The organism is Bradyrhizobium sp., from assembly GCF_052389815.1.
Lineage (GTDB): Bacteria > Pseudomonadota > Alphaproteobacteria > Rhizobiales > Xanthobacteraceae > Bradyrhizobium.
The window spans coordinates 25537-40400 of sequence record NZ_JBQTHN010000006.1; the positions used below are offsets into that span (position 1 = coordinate 25537).

A 14864-nucleotide genomic window follows, 5' to 3' on the forward strand; every position below is an offset into this window, starting at 1 on the left:
GGGTTCTACAACGTCGCGCTCTGCTTGTCTCGCCCGGCGGACCCGTAAATGCCACCCTGCGGAAGCGCGGGATAGCGCTGTTCCCGGGCGTTCTGGGTGCGCAGGTCGGCCAGCTGGGCCCGCATCTGGCGGGCTTCGGCCTCATGCTGGCGGGCCGAGCGGCGCCAGCGGCCCTGGCGGAACCAGGTCGCCATGCCCCCGGCGAGAACGCCGAGCATGGTGAAGGCGATGATCACCACGAACAGCGGCAGCGTCACCGCAACCGTCGGCGTCACCGAATTGAAGGGGTCGAACGAAACCGTGACCAGGTGTCGGTTGGCGACCGCGAAGATGACGAAGAAGACGCCAAGGGGAATGACGACCAGCGCGGTAAGGAATTTTCGCATGACCATCTTCCGTCTGAATCGAGGCCGGGAATCGCGCTTTTCCCTGCGGGTCCGGCGTAACCGCCGGCAGGCTTACCGGCTGAAAACGCTCAATTGCCGCTCTCGGGCGTCACGGGCTCGCGGTTCAGCCGCTCGCGCATTTCCTTGCCGGTCTTGAAGAACGGCACGCTCTTCTGGTCGACCGGCACATGGGCGCCGGTGCGCGGATTACGCCCCGCACGGGCCGGACGGTGCTTGACCGAGAAGGCGCCGAAGCCGCGCAGCTCGACCCGGTCGCCACGTGCCAGCGCGGCCACGATTTCGTCGAGGATCGCATTGACGATGTTCTCGACATCCCGCTGGTAGAGGTGCGGGTTGTGCTCGGCGATGCGCTGAACGAGTTCGGATTTGATCATCGAGGAATACGTCCGGGACCGTTTAACTGAGCCATTTCCGTGAAAATGCCTTGAACTGTCAAGACGCTAAATCAATTTTGGGCGGCGCGAAAAGGCGTGACAAACGGCCCGGGGCCGGTCTGTCACGATGCAAGCAATGCGAGTGCGGCGCGGGAGAGGGGCGGATTCCGCCCCTCAGTTGGCGGTGGCCGGCTGCCAGAGCGCCAGCATGCCGTCCATCGACAGGCGATCCACCGCCTGGCCGACGCCGGACTGCTCGACATGGCGCGCGATCGTGGAAAGGCCGACCGCATCCAGGGTGATCGAGGCCGCCGCGCGCAGGAAGGTCAGGTCGCCGAAGCGCGGCTGCAGCTTGTAGTCGCGCACGGGAAGGCCCTTCTTGACGTTCTTGTTGGCCTCGAGCCAGGCCACCGCCGTCTTCTCGTCGCCGAGCGCGTCGATCAGCTTCAATTCGACCGCCTGGCGGCCGGTGAAGACGCGGCCATCGGCCACCTTTTCGATCTGCCCGTCATCCATGCCGCGGCGCTCTTTCACGAGGCCGCGGAACCAGGCGTAGGAATCCTTCACCAGCGCGTCGATGGCGGCGCGCGCCTCGGGGCTGGTCGGCTCGAAGCCGTTGGGCGCGGCCTTCAGAGGCGAGGACTTTATTTCCTCGACCTTGACGCCGACCGTCTTCATCAGCTCGGTGAAATTGGGAAACTGGAACAGCACACCGATCGAGCCGACCAGCGAGCTCTGCTGCGCGACGATATGGTCTGCGGCAATCGCAGTGATGTAGCCGCCGGAAGCGGCGAGCCCCTCGACCACGACCACGAGCGGCTTCTTCGCCTTCAGCCGCATCAGCGAGTCGTAGAGCTGCTCGGAGCCGGCGGTGGTTCCGCCGGGCGAATTGATGTGCACGATGACGGCAGCGGTCTGCGACTTCTCCAGCCGCTCCAGCGCCTCGACGCGGTCATGGTCGCTGCGGATCAGGCCGTCGATTTTCACGCGCGCAATCGAGCTCGTGACGGCAAGCGAGCCGCGGCCGCCCGGCGTTGCGATAATGCCAACGACGACGACAGCAAGGATCACCACCAGCGCGGCGGCGACGCGCCAGAAGGTCAGCTTGCGGCGAATCCTGCGGCGATCGACGATGATGTCCGAATCCAGCGACATCGAAAGCTCCTGAAGACGTGGCGGCGTTTTGCCTGCGATAACGTAATTATCGGCTTATCTGATTACATCAATTGCGGCCTATTTTGAAGAAAACAAGGCCCGGCTGCCGTCGTCCCTGCGAAAGCAGGGACCCATAACCACCGGGTATAGTCGTTGGAGCGAGCTGTAGCCCCAGTCTTCGCAAAACCACGCCCTGTGGTTATGGGTCCCGGCTCGCGCTTCGCTTGGCCGGGACGACTGAAAATAAAAAAAGCCCCGGTCGAAACCGGGGCCTTCTGTTCGCTGCGATGCAGATACCCCGCGCCGCTTACTTGTTCTCGCCGCGATTCTTCAGCGCGGTGCCGAGGATGTCGCCGAGCGTGGCGCCCGAATCGGAGGAGCCGTACTGCGCGATGGCTTCCTTCTCCTCGGCCACTTCCAGCGCCTTGATCGACACCTGGACCTTGCGGGCCTTCTTGTCGAACTGGATGACGCGGGCATCGACCTTCTCGCCGACAGCGAAGCGCTCGGGGCGCTGGTCGTTGCGGTCGCGCGCCAGCTCCGAGCGCTTGATGAAGGTGGTGAAGTCGGTGCCGGCGATCTTCACGTCGAGGCCGCCTTCCTTCACGTCGGTGATTTCGCAGGTCACCACCGCGCCCTTCTTGACATCGCCCGGCTCTGCGAAGGGGTCGCCTTCGAGCTGCTTGATGCCGAGAGAGATGCGCTCCTTCTCGACATCCACGTCGAGCACCACGGCCTTCACCATGTCGCCCTTCTTGTAGTTGTCGATCACCTGCTCACCCGGCTGCTTCCAGTCGAGATCGGACAGATGCACCATGCCGTCGACGTCGCCGTCGAGGCCCAGGAACAGGCCGAACTCGGTCTTGTTCTTGACCTCGCCCTCGACGGTCGAACCGACCGGGAACTTCTCGACGAAGACTTCCCAGGGGTTGCGCATGGTCTGCTTGAGACCGAGCGAGATGCGGCGCTTGACGGAATCCACTTCCAGCACCTGCACCTCGACTTCCTGCGAGGTCGAGACGATCTTGCCGGGGTGCATGTTCTTCTTGGTCCACGACATCTCCGAGACGTGGATCAGGCCTTCGATGCCCGGCTCCAGCTCGACGAAGGCGCCGTAGTCCGTGATGTTGGTGACGCGGCCGGTGAAGCGCGCGTTCAGCGGATACTTCGCCTCGATGCCCTGCCACGGATCGTCCAGCAGCTGCTTCATGCCGAGCGAAATGCGGTGGGTCTCATGGTTGATCTTGATGATCTTGACCTTCACCGTCTGGCCGATGGTCAGCACCTCGGTCGGGTGATTGACGCGGCGCCAGGCGATATCGGTGACGTGCAAGAGGCCGTCAATGCCGCCGAGGTCGACGAACGCACCGTAGTCGGTGATGTTCTTGACGACGCCGTCGATCACCTGACCCTCTTCGAGGTTCTGCACCAGTTCCTGGCGCTGCTCGGCGCGGGTCTCTTCAAGCACCGTGCGGCGCGACACCACGATGTTGCCGCGGCGGCGATCCATCTTGAGGATCTGGAACGGCTGGGTGTTGTTCATCAGCGGCGCGACGTCGCGGATCGGACGGATGTCGACCTGCGAGCGCGGCAGGAAGGCCACGGCGCCGTCGAGGTCGACGGTGAAGCCGCCCTTGACCTGGTTGAAGATGATGCCGCTGACCTTCTCGTTGTTCTGGAAGGCCTTCTCCAGCTTGCCCCAGCTCTCTTCGCGGCGCGCCTTGTCGCGCGACAGCACGGCTTCGCCGAGGGCGTTTTCGATGCGGTCGAGGAACACCTCGACTTCGTCGCCGATCTTGAGATCGCTTTCGCGGCCGGGGCCGGAAAATTCGCGCAGCGCCACGCGGCCTTCGGTCTTCAGGCCGACGTCGATGACGGCCATGTCCTTTTCAATTGCGACGACCTTGCCCTTGACGACGGAGCTTTCCTGCAGGTTTCCGCCGCCGAAGGATTCGTCGAGCATCGCCGCGAAATCGTCGCGGGTGGGAGTGAGGGAAGAAGCGGTATTCGAAGCCATATGTTCTCCAGATGCGGGGTACTTGCCGGCCGTTCGGGTTGATGGGCGCATCGGATGGACAGTGACGGGCTCCGCAAAACCCGACGACCGCTGGTCGCTAGAGGCGCAACAGCGGGCCGGCAGCATGGCTGCCCAAACGATACGTGATGTTTCCGGGGCCCTGGACGTGCCGGCCTATCGTGCCGGCGTGCAAGACGGGGAGCGGGCTTTCCTCCAATGACGGCAGGGTGTCGAAATCCCTGAACCGGCCCGCTCGGACGGCCCTGATCGCATCGGGGGCAGCCCGGACGGCGGTGGTATAGCCCTCACCACCCCTGCGGGCAAGCGGGAAATGGCCCGTTTTCGGCCGTTAAGGCCTCACTTCCGGCGCGCTGCGCGGACCGCCTCGACGATATCGATGGCGGCACGGACACCGGCCTCGATGTCGAGGTTGGAATTGTCCAGCGTGTGCGCGTCCGCAGCGGCCTTCAAGGGAGCGACGGCCCTGTTGCGGTCACGCTCGTCCCGCTTGAGGATATCAGCCAGCACGGCGGCTTCATCGGCCGCTTCGCCGCGCGCGCGGGCTTCCAGCGTACGCCGCCGCGCCCGCACCTGCGGATCGGCCACCACGAAGATCTTCACGTCGGCATGCGGGCAGATCACCGTGCCGATGTCGCGGCCATCGAGCACCGCACCGGGCGGATCGGCGGCGAACTGCCGCTGAAAATTGACCAGCACCTCGCGCACCTTGGGAATGGCCGAGACCACCGAGGCGGCTTCGCCAACCTTTTGCGTCTTCAGGACGGGATTGCCGAATTTTTCCGGATCGAGTTCGAGCGCCGCGGCGACCGCCAGCAGCTCGTCGCCGGGATCGGCGCCGGCCTCGATCAGCGAGAAGGCCACCGCGCGATAGATCACGCCGGTGTCGAGATGGCGATAGCCGTAGTGATGGGCGAGGCGCTTGCCCAATGTGCCCTTGCCCGAGGCGGCCGGTCCGTCGATGGCGATGATCATGAGCAGCCATGTGCGACACAGCGGCCATCACGGTCAAGGCCGTTATTTCGGCTCCCGGAATGGCAACGCCGCCATCGAGCTGACGCGCGCCAGGCAAACGCGACCGATGCGTCCAAATGTCCAAGCGCGAGGCCCCGGACCGCCTCTATTCTGCGGTCAGTCCTGAGAATGCCATCCATTGATCTGCAAAACGCCCGTTCGAATGCGAACGGCGAATGGGGAGAAAAGATGAGCGCCATTTCACGACGTCGTTTCATCGGCAGCGCTGCGGCCGTTTCCGCAATTCCGCTGATCGGCTCTTCGGCCCGCGCGCAAGCCGACTGGCCCAGCAAGCCGATCAAGATCATCGCCGGCTATCCGGCCGGCGGTCAGACGGATCTGTTTTCGCGCACCTATGGCGAGTACATCCGGGCCGAGACGGGCCAGAGCGTGACCGTCGAAAACAAGGCCGGCGCCTCGGGATCGGTGGCGGCGGCCGAAGCCAAGCGCGCCGCGCCCGACGGCCATACGCTGATGTTCACCATCACCACGACGATGATCATGAACCGCGTCCTGATCAAGGACATCCCCTACGACGCCGAGAAGGATTTCGTCATCGTCTCGATCATGCCGGCGGGCAGCCTGCCCTTCGTGGTCGGCGAGAAGACCGGCGCCAAGACCTTCGCCCAGTTTATCGAGTACGCGAAGAAGGCGGACAAGGTGAACATCGGCACCTATGGCGCGGGCTCCTACGCGCACATGGCGATCGCCGAGATGAACAAGGCCTATGGTCTCAAGATGGAGGCTGTCCATTATCGCGGCGAGGCGCCGATGTGGACCGATCTTGCCGGCGGCTTCATCGACGGCGCCCATGGCAGCTACGGCGCGGCGCTGTCGGTCCTGCAAAGCGGCCGCGGCACCGCGGTCGCCGTCTCGCGCAAGCGCATGTCGACGTTGCCGGATGTTCCCTCCTTCGCAGAGCTCGGCGCCAAGCCGCGCCTGTTCCAGCTGACCGGCTTCCAGTGCTGCGTCGTGCCTTCGGGCACGCCGCCGGAGGTCATCCAGAAGCTGTCGAAGCTCCTGGTCGCCGCCGGCAAGACGGAGAAGATCCAGAAGCTCATGAAATCATTCGGCATCGACGATACGGCGATGACTTTCGAAGAGACGCAGAAGCTCTACAAGGAAGAAGCGCCGGTCTGGCTCGAGGCGGTGTCGAGCCTCGGGCTGGCGCCGTCGTGAGCGGCGGTCGGGTCTATGATTGAGCCGAACGTGGACCGCGCGCCCGCCGCAGCGACGCCGCGTCGGTGAAGATATTGTGCGAGGCGAATTCGGCGGGACTTGCAAAGGTCAGGTACTCGCGCATGCCATCCGTCAAAAGCTCACGCTTCCAATCAATGAACATTGAACTCGTGTGCCACGGATGATCAAGGTAGCGAGCCGACCCGGAGACCCATGCAGGCACGCGGCCAAGCTTGTACTGTTTGGCTAGGTATTCCGCCAATGCGCCAACCATTGCGTTGAATCGCTCGTCTTTCGACAACGCCGGCTCCTCTTCAATAAGAGCGAATCGAGCTTCGTCGTTGAGCGCGACGTCAAACGCACGGACGAACGCGGCGAGCAGATCATGCGAAGAGGCCCCGTCCTGAATTTCACAAATGGCTTCAGAGAGCTTAGCGGATCGCATCGAAATTTCCCGAGAGACGCTACGAAAACTCCGCGCCGAGCGAGCGCATCATCGGGATGAAGTCCGGAAAGCTCGTGGCGATGAAGGCGGTGTCGTCGACCTTGACCGGCTTGTCGGCGGCGCAGCCCATCACCAGCGCGGACATCGCGATGCGGTGATCCATGTGGGTGGCGACCGTGCCGCCGCCGGGGACATGGCCGCGGCCCTCGACGATCAGGTCGTCGCCGGAAATCTCCACCTTGACGCCGTTGACGCGCAGCATGTCGGCGGTCGCGGCGAGGCGGTCGGATTCCTTCACGCGCAATTCCTGCAGGCCGCGCATCACCGTCGTGCCTTCGGCGAAGGCGGCGGCCACCGCCAGCACCAGATATTCGTCGATCATCGAGGGCGCGCGCTCCGGCGGCACTTCGACGCCGCGCAGTTTCGAGGCGCGCACGCGAAGTTGCGCCATCGGCTCGCCGGCATCGCCGCGCACGTCGCTCTCTTCGATGGAAGCGCCCATCGCGCGCAGGGTCGTCAACAGGCCGGTGCGCAGCGGATTGGTCATGACGTCCGAGAGCACGATGTCGGAGCCGGGGACGACCAGCGCCGCCACGATCGGGAATGCCGCCGAGGAGGGATCGGCTGGCACGATCACCTCTGCGCCGTGCAGCTCCGGCTCGCCGGTCAGCGCAATCCTGCGGCCGTGGGCGCCTTCCCCGGTCGAGACGATGTCGGCGCCAAAATGCTTCAGCATCAATTCGGTGTGGTCGCGGCTGGCTTCAGCCTCGATCACGGTGGTGACGCCGGGTGCGGCGAGGCCCGCCAGCAGCACCGCGGACTTGATCTGCGCCGAGGCCACCGGCGTACGATAGGTGATCGGAACCGGATCGCGTGCGCCGTGCAGAGTCAGCGGCAGGCGGCCGCCCTCGCGGGCCTCGCCGGCTTTCGCGCCCATCAGTTCCAGGGGATCGAGGATGCGCCGCATCGGCCGCGAGCGCAGCGAGGCGTCGCCATCGAAGGTCGCCGTCACCGGGCAACCCGCGACCGCGCCCATCACGAGGCGACAGCCGGTGCCGGAATTGCCAAAATCGAGGGCTGCGGCCGGTTCCGCAAAGCCGCCGACGCCGACGCCGTTGACCTTCCAGGCAAACGGGCCCGTCCGTTCCACCCTGGCGCCGAGCGCGCGCATGGACTTGGCGGTGTTGAGGACGTCCTCGCCCTCCAGGAGACCCGAAATCCGGGTTTCCCCTACCGCCAGTGCGCCCAGGATCAGCGCCCGGTGCGAGATCGACTTGTCGCCGGGCACGCGCACCTTGCCGGAAAGGGGGCCGCCGGCGCGGGACTCAAGGGGGGTGGCGGGTCCGGAATGGGTCAAGTTTGTGTCCTTTCGCGCAGGGGCAGTAACACATGCGCCGGATGGCGTCACGGTGCCCAAAATTGCCTGCAAACCGCTATTGACAGCAGCCCCCCAACTAGCCAAGTGAAGCTCCGTTTTTCAGACATTCCCAGGATCCGCACGTGGCCAAATCCGACCTCGGAACCAAGCGCATTTGCCCGACGACGGGTAAGAAATTCTACGACCTGAACAAGAGCCCGGTGATCTCGCCCTATACGGGCGAGGTGGTGCCGATCGCGCCGGTGGCACCGCCGCGGGCGACGCGCGGCGCTGCCGCTGCTGCGCCCAGCATGGCGGCCGATATGCCGGAGCCCGCGGAGACCGAAAACCTGGTTTCGCTCGAGGAAGCCGACGCCGAGGAGAACACCGGCAAGGTCAAGACCGCCGTTCCCGAGTCGGAGGACGATATCGAGGTCGACGAGACCATCGAAGGCGACGATGACGATGATTCGACCTTCATCGCCGACGAAGAGGAAGGCGACGAGGACGTCACCGACATCATCGGCGACGTCGGCAACGACGAAGAGACTTGAGATAAACCCCGAACTGTGTTTTGGGGTTCTGTCGCGCGTCGCCCAAGGCGCGCAGATTCGGCTACGGGGCCATAGCTCAGCTGGGAGAGCGCTTGCATGGCATGCAAGAGGTCGGCGGTTCGATCCCGCCTGGCTCCACCAGCCTTCGCTCGCTTCGCGAGCTACGGCTCGGCAGGCCCGGTCCCCTCTCACGTAGCGAAGTGAGCGAAGGCTGTCGCGCCGGAGTCCGACAGGGCGGAGGCGGACTGGTAGTCCCGTCGCGAGCTTACACTTCTACCTTCTCCGCCAACGCCGCGTTCAGCTTGTCGCGCAGTGCTTCCACTTCCTTCTTCAGCGCCGCGAGCTCCGCCACCGAACATTCCGACGCGGCGAGTATCGACAGCGGCAGGCTGCGCGCTTTCTCCTTCAAGCCCTCGCCCTGCGGCGTCAGCGCGATGATCACCTGGCGCTCGTCTTCGGTCGAGCGGGAGCGCTTCACCAGGCCTGCCGTCTCCATCCGCTTCAAGAGCGGCGTCAGCGTGCCCGAGTCGAGAAACAGCCGCTCGCCGATCTCCTTCACCGACAGGCCGTCCTGCTCCCACAGCACCATCATCACGAGGTACTGCGGATAGGTCAGGCCGAGCCGGTCCAGCAGCGGCTTGTAGAAGCGATTGAAGGCATGCGCGGTGGAATAGATCGCAAAACAGAGCTGGTTGCCGAGCAAGAGCGGCTGATCGCTAGCGGATTTGCGGACCATGAACTTTCTCATCCCCATGGAATTGGTTGGACATTCTGGGGCGCGTCGCGCCGGAATTCAATTGCGCACAATTAAATGTGACCCGCTATTTTTTCTATTGTGTACAATTCGATTGTGTGCAATTTATCTGCCGCAACCTGTAAACCCCCTGAAGGGAGACCACCATGTCCGTGAAAGTGCTCTACAAGACCACAGCCAAGGCCACCGGCGGCCGCGATGGCGCCGCCGAAACGCTGGACGGCGCGCTCAGCGTCAAGCTGGCGACCCCCAAGGAGCTCGGCGGCGCAGGCGGCCCAGGAAACAACCCCGAGCAGCTGTTCGCGGCCGGCTATGCCGCCTGCTTCATCGGCGCGATGAAAGCGGTGGCGGCCCAGGGCGGCGGCGTGAAGGTCCCGGCCGACGTTTCCGTGACCTCGACGGTCGGCATCGGTCCGCGCTCGGAAGGCGGATTCGGCCTCGACATCGACCTTGCGGTATCGCTGCCGGGCCTCGCCAAGGCTGATGCCGAGGCGCTGGTCGCAAAGGCCCACCATGTCTGCCCCTACTCCAACGCCACCCGCGGCAATGTCGACGTCCGCCTGACCGTCGTCTGACGAACGCGCATCCGGAAGCCGACGGCCCGTCGCATCCCACGCGGCGGGCCGTTTTCGCGTGTGGCATACGCCCGTGCGCCGGGAGGCATTGCTGCCTTGCGCGAAGCCCGTTAGCTCTGGCTCGTCCCATCCAAGCCAAGGTTGACTTCATGAATGCCCCATCCACCGGCGCGATGACGGGCCTGCGCGTGATCGATCTCACGCGCGTGCTCGGCGGCCCCTATTGCACGCAGATCCTCGCCGACCACGGCGCCGACGTGATCAAGGTCGAGCCGCCCGCGGGCGACGAGGTGCGCGACTGGGGCCCGCCCTTCCACGAGGAAGACGCGGCCTATTTCGTCGGCATCAACCGCAACAAGCGCTCGATCGGTCTCGACCTTGCTTCCGAGGGCGGGCGCGAGGTGCTGATGAAGCTGCTCGAAACCGCCGACGTGCTGATCGAGAATTTCAAGCCGGGCACGCTCGACAAATGGGGCATCGGCAACGACGTGCTGCGCCAAAGATTTCCACGTCTCGTGCATGCCCGCATCTCCGGCTTCGGCGCCGACGGCCCGCGCGGCGGCAATCCCGGCTACGACGCCATCATCCAGGCCATGACCGGCATGATCGCGGCCACCGGCTCGCCCGAGAGCGGCCCGATGCGGATCGGCGTGCCGCTGGTCGACATCACCACCGGGCTTTATGCGGCGATTGGCATTTTGATGGCGCTCTCCGAGCGGCATCGCTCGGGACTCGGCCAGTTCCTGGAAACGACGCTGTACGAGACCGGCCTCGCCATCATGCACCCGCACACCGCGAATTACTTCATGCACGGCAAGCCGCCCTCGCTCACCGGCAACGAGCATCCCAATCTCGTTCCTTACGCGATCTTCCCGACCAGGACCGACAACATCTTCATCGGCGTCGGCAATGACGGCACCTTCCGCAAGCTCGCCAAGGAAATCGGCAAGCCCGAGCTCGGCACCGACCCGCGCTTTGCCCGCAACAAGGACCGCATCGCCAACCGCGAGGCGCTGCGTGCGGAGCTCGCCGCCGTCTTCAGCCAGCACGAGGCCGAACCGCTCTGCAACCGCCTGCTCGCCGCCGGCCTTCCCGCAGGTCCCGTGCAGAAGATCGACCAGGCGCTGACCAATCCGCACACCCTCCACCGCGGCGACGTCATCGCGAAAGACTGGTACAAGGGGGTCGCTTCCCCGATCCGGCTGGAGCGGACCAAACCCAGCCTGCGCCGCACGCCGCCGAAATTTTCGCAGCACACCGCCGAGGTACTCGGCGAGTTCGGCTACTCCAGAAGCGAAATCGAGGCGCTGGTCGCCAAAGGCATGGTCTGCGGGACGGAGCGGAAGCGCTGAGACCTGCGGCTAGCGGCAACCGCATCATTCTGCCTGCGAATTCACGGTGATCACCCTCTCCCCTTGTGGGTCCCCTTGTGGGAGAGGGTCGCTTCGCGCAGCGAAGCGGGGTGAGGGGTCTCTCTCCGCGAGCGCATCTTTCTCGTTCTGTGCCTGCGGATAGAACCCCTCATCCGGCGCTTCGCGCCACCTTCTCCCACAAGGGGAGAAGGGAAGCACGTCGGTCGGCTAGTCCAAAAAATCCGGCCCTAGGAGGCGTCCGCGGCGGCAGTCTGTCCGCGACCACCCCGGATAGCGTTGCGGTGCACATCACGCCCGCGTCGAAATTTCCCTTCCCCTAAGGTTCACTTCCCCCCTACGATTGGCTCGCTTATACGGTCATTTACACGTCATACGCGGCTGGTAGCGCAACCGAGATGATGACGGTTCCAACCGGGAGGAATTTGATGGCTCTTCGACAATTCGGCACGGCTGCGGCCGTTGCGGGCTCGCTGGCAAACGCCGCCACGCCCGCGCACGCGGCGACCGAGATCCAGTGGTGGCACGCCATGACCGGCGCCAATAACGACGTCGTCAACAGGCTAGCCACGGAATTCAACGCCAGCCAATCCGACTACAAGGTCGTGCCCTCCTACAAGGGCAACTACCCCGACACGATGAATGCCGGCATCGCCGCGTTCCGCGCCGGCAACGCGCCGCACATCATGCAGGTGTTCGAGGTCGGCACCGCGACCATGATGGGCGCCACCGGCGCCATCAAGCCGGTCTATCAGCTGATGAAGGACGCCGGCGAGCCGTTCGACCCCAAGGCTTACCTGCCGACCATCACCGGCTACTACTCGACGTCGAAGGGCGAGATGCTGTCGTTCCCCTTCAACTCGTCGTCCGCTGTCATGTGGATCAACAAGGACGAATTGAAGAAGGCCGGCATCACGGATATCCCGAAGACGTGGCCGCAAGTGTTCGATGCCGCCAAGAAGCTGAAGGCGGCCGGCCACAACACCTGCGGTTTCTCCAATTCGTGGGCGTCCTGGATCCATATCGAGCAGTTCTCAGCCTGGCACAACGCGCCGATCGGCACCAAGGCCAACGGCCTCGACGGCTTCGACACCGTGCTGAAGTTCAATTCGCCGCTGCATGTGAAGCATCTGCAGAACCTCGTCGACCTGCAGAAGGACAAGACCTACGACTATGGCGGGCGCACCTCCACCAACGAGGCCCGTTTCGGCTCCGGCGAATGCGCGATCTTCCTGACCTCGTCGGGCTATTACGGCACGGCGAAGGCCACTGCCAAGTTCGACTTCACCTCGGTGCCGATGCCGTATTATCCGGACGTGGCCGGCGCACCGCAGAACTCGATCATCGGCGGCGCCTCGCTGTGGGTGATGGGCGGCAAGAAGCCGGAAGAGTACAAGGGCGTCGCAAAATTCTTCACCTTCCTGTCGGATACCGGCCGCCAGGCCAGGCTGCATCAGGAGTCCGGCTATCTGCCGATCACCAAGGCGGCCTACGAGAAGACCATCAAGGATGGCTTCTATGAGAAGAACCCGGTCCTGCAGACGCCCCTGAAGGAGCTGACCAACAAGGAGCCGACCGAGAATTCGCGCGGCCTGCGCTTCGGCAACATGGTGCAGATGCGCGACGTCTGGGCCGAGGAGATGGAAGCGGCGCTGGCCGGCAAGAAGACCGCCCAGCAGGCCCTCGATGACGCCGTCGCCAAGGGCAACGCCATGTTGCGGACTTTCGAGAAGACTGCAAAATAGGGCGGACATCTCGGGGGACGTCATTGCGAGCCAACCGGTCGGCGCGAAGCGCCGCCGGATGGCAGGCGCCGCGAAGCAATCCATAGTCCGGCATCCGGGCAGGTGGATTGCTTCGTCGCTTCGCTCCTCGCAATGACGGCAGGGTTGCATGGAAAAGTCGACCGTATTCAACAACAGGCTGCTGCCCTATTTCCTGCTGTTCCCGCAGCTCGTCATCACCATCGTGTTCTTCTATTGGCCGGCCAGCCAGGCAGTCTGGCAATCCTTCCTGCGCGAGGATGCGTTCGGCCTCGTCTCCGAGTTCGTCGGCCTCGAGAACTACCAGGCGCTGTTCGTCCAGCCCGCCTATTATGCATCGATGCTGACGACCGCGATCTTCTCGACGCTGGTCGCCGTGCTGTCGCTTTCCATTGCGCTGTTGTTCGCAACGCAGGCCGACAAGAGCCTCAAGGCCGCCGGCGGCTACAAGACGCTGCTGATCTGGCCCTATGCGGTCGCCCCCGCAGTGGCCGGCGTGCTCTGGTTCTTCATGTTCCAGCCCTCGCTGGGCCTGCTGTCGCGCCCGCTGCGCGGCATGGGCGTCGACTGGAATCCCCTGCTCAACGCCGACCACGCCATGATCCTGGTGGTGATGGCCTCGGTGTGGAAGCAGATCTCCTACAATTTCCTGTTCTTCCTCGCCGGCCTGCAATCGATCCCGAAAAGCGTGATCGAGGCCAGCGCGATCGACGGCGCCCGGCCGATGCGGCGCTTCTGGACCATCGTGTTCCCGCTGCTGTCGCCGACCACCTTCTTCCTGCTGGTCGTCAACGTCGTCTACGTCTTCTTCGACACGTTCGGCATCATCGACGCCGTCACCGGCGGCGGGCCTGCCGGCGCCACCACCACCATGGTCTACAAGGTCTATGCCGACGGCCGGCTCGGCGGCGACCTCGGCGGCTCGGCGGCGCAGTCTGTCGTGCTGATGGTCATCGTGATCGCGCTGACCGCGATCCAGTTCCGCTACGTCGAACGCAAGGTACAGTACTGATGGTCGAGCACCGCCCGCTCAGCGATTTCATCGCCTACGCCATCCTGACGCTTGGCATATTCATCGTCGTCTTCCCGGTCTGGCTCGCCTTCGTCGCCTCGACCCACGATGCCGCGACCGTGGTCGGCGGCAACATGCCGGCAACGCCGGGCACGCAGGCGCTGGAGAACTACTACCGCGCCATCTTCATCGGCGGCTCGCGCACCAGCCGCGAGCCGGTCGCCAACATGCTGATCAACTCGTTCGTTTCGGCGATTGGCATTGCGCTCGGCAAGATCTTCATCTCGATCCTGTCGGCCTATGCGGTGGTCTATTTCCGCTTTCCGTTCCGCAAGACCGCGTTCTGGATCATCTTCATCACGTTGATGCTGCCGGTCGAGGTGCGCATCTATCCGACCTACAAGGTGGTCGCCGACCTCAAGATGCTAGACAGCTATGCCGGCCTGATCCTGCCGCTGATTGCCTCGGCCACCGGCACGCTGCTGTTCCGCCAGTTCTTCATGACCGTTCCGGACGAGCTGTTGGAAGCCTCGCGCATCGACGGCGCCGGCCCGTTCCGCTTCTTCAAGGATACGCTGCTGCCGCTGTCGGTCACGACCATGGCGGCGCTGTTCGTGATCCAGTTCATCTATGGCTGGAACCAGTATCTCTGGCCGCTGCTGATCACCACGCAGGATTCGATGCAGACCATCGTGATCGGCATCAAGAAGATGCTGGTGGCGCAGGACGAACTCGCCGAATGGCAGCTCGCGATGGCGACCGCCGTGCTCGCCATGCTGCCGCCGGTCGCGGTGGTCATCTTCATGCAGCGGCTGTTCGTGCGCGGCCTGGTCCAGACGGAAAAATGAGAGAGGCGAATGGCGAGTAGCG

Annotated in this window: 15 protein-coding genes and 1 tRNA gene; 8 read left to right on the forward strand and 8 right to left on the reverse strand. The window is 64.3% G+C overall.

From position 1 onward, the window contains the following. Positions 1-5: 5 nt before the first annotated feature. The 5 genes from ACT4OC_RS02245 to cmk all read right to left on the reverse strand — a co-directional run bounded on the left by ACT4OC_RS02245 (position 6) and on the right by cmk (position 4946). The gene (locus tag ACT4OC_RS02245) at positions 6-386 is read right to left on the reverse strand and encodes a LapA family protein (protein ID WP_444837379.1); all 381 of its coding nucleotides are present in this window, start codon (positions 384-386) and stop codon (positions 6-8) included. An 89-nt stretch (positions 387-475) separates the two neighbouring features. Then, the gene (locus ACT4OC_RS02250; protein ID WP_444837380.1) at positions 476-781 is read right to left on the reverse strand and encodes an integration host factor subunit beta; all 306 of its coding nucleotides are present in this window, start codon (positions 779-781) and stop codon (positions 476-478) included. Positions 782-955: 174 nt separating this feature from the next. Then, complete coding sequence (sppA, locus tag ACT4OC_RS02255; RefSeq protein WP_444837381.1) at positions 956-1936, reverse strand: signal peptide peptidase SppA; 981 nt, start codon at positions 1934-1936, stop codon at positions 956-958. Positions 1937-2243: 307 nt separating this feature from the next. Further along, complete coding sequence (gene rpsA / locus ACT4OC_RS02260) at positions 2244-3953, reverse strand: 30S ribosomal protein S1 (protein WP_444837382.1); 1710 nt, start codon at positions 3951-3953, stop codon at positions 2244-2246. A gap of 357 nt (positions 3954-4310) precedes the next feature. Continuing rightward, on the reverse strand, positions 4311-4946 hold the full coding sequence (cmk, locus tag ACT4OC_RS02265) for a (d)CMP kinase (protein WP_444837383.1): 636 nt from the start codon (positions 4944-4946) through the stop codon (positions 4311-4313). A gap of 228 nt (positions 4947-5174) precedes the next feature. Here cmk and ACT4OC_RS02270 point away from each other — a divergent pair, with 228 nt between their 5' ends. Then, positions 5175-6164 carry a Bug family tripartite tricarboxylate transporter substrate binding protein gene (locus ACT4OC_RS02270; RefSeq protein ID WP_444837384.1) on the forward strand — a complete coding sequence of 330 codons (990 nt, stop codon included), beginning with the start codon at positions 5175-5177 and terminating at the stop codon, positions 6162-6164. Between the two features lie 13 nt (positions 6165-6177). On the opposite strand, the gene ACT4OC_RS02275 is transcribed toward ACT4OC_RS02270, so the two are convergent. Further along, the gene (locus ACT4OC_RS02275) at positions 6178-6609 is read right to left on the reverse strand and encodes a hypothetical protein (RefSeq protein ID WP_444837385.1); all 432 of its coding nucleotides are present in this window, start codon (positions 6607-6609) and stop codon (positions 6178-6180) included. Positions 6610-6628: 19 nt separating this feature from the next. Continuing rightward, a complete protein-coding gene (gene aroA, locus ACT4OC_RS02280) occupies positions 6629-7966 on the reverse strand; it encodes a 3-phosphoshikimate 1-carboxyvinyltransferase (RefSeq protein ID WP_444837386.1) in 1338 nt (445 codons plus the stop codon). 143 nt (positions 7967-8109) lie between these two features. On the opposite strand from aroA, the gene ACT4OC_RS02285 reads away from it, so the two are divergent. Together ACT4OC_RS02285 and ACT4OC_RS02290 are read left to right on the forward strand one after the other, a co-directional pair. Further along, positions 8110-8520 carry a TIGR02300 family protein gene (locus ACT4OC_RS02285; RefSeq protein ID WP_444837387.1) on the forward strand — a complete coding sequence of 137 codons (411 nt, stop codon included), beginning with the start codon at positions 8110-8112 and terminating at the stop codon, positions 8518-8520. A gap of 65 nt (positions 8521-8585) precedes the next feature. Further along, a tRNA-Ala gene (locus tag ACT4OC_RS02290) sits at positions 8586-8661 on the forward strand. 124 nt (positions 8662-8785) lie between these two features. Here the strand turns inward: ACT4OC_RS02290 and ACT4OC_RS02295 are convergent. After that, positions 8786-9256: a MarR family winged helix-turn-helix transcriptional regulator gene (locus tag ACT4OC_RS02295; protein ID WP_444837388.1), complete on the reverse strand. Its 471-nt coding sequence runs from the start codon at positions 9254-9256 to the stop codon at positions 8786-8788. 164 nt (positions 9257-9420) lie between these two features. Between ACT4OC_RS02295 and ACT4OC_RS02300 the strand changes: the two genes are divergently transcribed. The 5 genes from ACT4OC_RS02300 (at position 9421) to ugpE (ending at position 14842) form a co-directional block, all read left to right on the forward strand. Beyond that, positions 9421-9849, forward strand: a complete 429-nt coding sequence (locus ACT4OC_RS02300) for an organic hydroperoxide resistance protein (protein WP_444837389.1) — start codon at positions 9421-9423, stop codon at positions 9847-9849. 149 nt (positions 9850-9998) lie between these two features. Then, positions 9999-11201 carry a CaiB/BaiF CoA transferase family protein gene (locus ACT4OC_RS02305; RefSeq protein WP_444837390.1) on the forward strand — a complete coding sequence of 401 codons (1203 nt, stop codon included), beginning with the start codon at positions 9999-10001 and terminating at the stop codon, positions 11199-11201. Positions 11202-11647: 446 nt separating this feature from the next. Continuing rightward, the gene (gene ugpB, locus ACT4OC_RS02310; RefSeq protein ID WP_444837391.1) at positions 11648-12964 is read left to right on the forward strand and encodes a sn-glycerol-3-phosphate ABC transporter substrate-binding protein UgpB; all 1317 of its coding nucleotides are present in this window, start codon (positions 11648-11650) and stop codon (positions 12962-12964) included. A 148-nt stretch (positions 12965-13112) separates the two neighbouring features. Then, on the forward strand, positions 13113-13994 hold the full coding sequence (gene ugpA / locus ACT4OC_RS02315) for a sn-glycerol-3-phosphate ABC transporter permease UgpA (protein WP_444837392.1): 882 nt from the start codon (positions 13113-13115) through the stop codon (positions 13992-13994). Next, on the forward strand, positions 13994-14842 hold the full coding sequence (gene ugpE / locus ACT4OC_RS02320; protein ID WP_444837393.1) for a sn-glycerol-3-phosphate ABC transporter permease UgpE: 849 nt from the start codon (positions 13994-13996) through the stop codon (positions 14840-14842). The genes ugpA and ugpE overlap by 1 nt, the downstream gene beginning before the upstream one ends. The last annotated feature ends 22 nt before the right edge of the window (positions 14843-14864 follow it).